This window comes from Flavobacterium beibuense F44-8 (assembly GCF_000769915.1).
Taxonomy (GTDB): Bacteria; Bacteroidota; Bacteroidia; order Flavobacteriales; family Flavobacteriaceae; genus Flavobacterium; species Flavobacterium beibuense.
The window spans coordinates 1-711 of sequence record NZ_JRLV01000053.1 but is presented as its reverse complement, the minus strand read 5'-3'; the positions used below and the strand labels follow the sequence as shown (position 1 = coordinate 711).

Here is a 711-nt window from a genome sequence, read left to right as displayed (position 1 = left end):
CTGAGTGGCTAAGCGAAAGTGATAAGTATCCCACCTGGGGAGTACGAACGCAAGTTTGAAACTCAAAGGAATTGACGGGGGCCCGCACAAGCGGTGGAGCATGTGGTTTAATTCGATGATACGCGAGGAACCTTACCAGGGCTTAAATGTAGGATGACAGGTTTGGAAACAGACTTTTCTTCGGACATTCTACAAGGTGCTGCATGGTTGTCGTCAGCTCGTGCCGTGAGGTGTCAGGTTAAGTCCTATAACGAGCGCAACCCCTGTTGTTAGTTGCCAGCGAGTAATGTCGGGAACTCTAGCAAGACTGCCGGTGCAAACCGTGAGGAAGGTGGGGATGACGTCAAATCATCACGGCCCTTACGTCCTGGGCTACACACGTGCTACAATGGCCGGTACAGAGAGCAGCCACCTGGCGACAGGGAGCGAATCTATAAAGCCGGTCACAGTTCGGATTGGAGTCTGCAACCCGACTCCATGAAGCTGGAATCGCTAGTAATCGGATATCAGCCATGATCCGGTGAATACGTTCCCGGGCCTTGTACACACCGCCCGTCAAGCCATGGAAGCTGGGGGTACCTGAAGTCGGTGACCGCAAGGAGCTGCCTAGGGTAAAACTGGTAACTGGGGCTAAGTCGTAACAAGGTAGCCGTACCGGAAGGTGCGGCTGGAACACCTCCTTTCTAGAGACACGATCGTTAGGTTTAAAAA

At 52.9% G+C, this 711-nt stretch carries 1 rRNA gene; it reads left to right on the top strand.

The features are described 5' to 3' along the window. Positions 1–683 (top strand): 16S ribosomal RNA (locus Q763_RS17270); the annotation flags it as partial. Positions 684–711 lie beyond the last annotated feature (28 nt).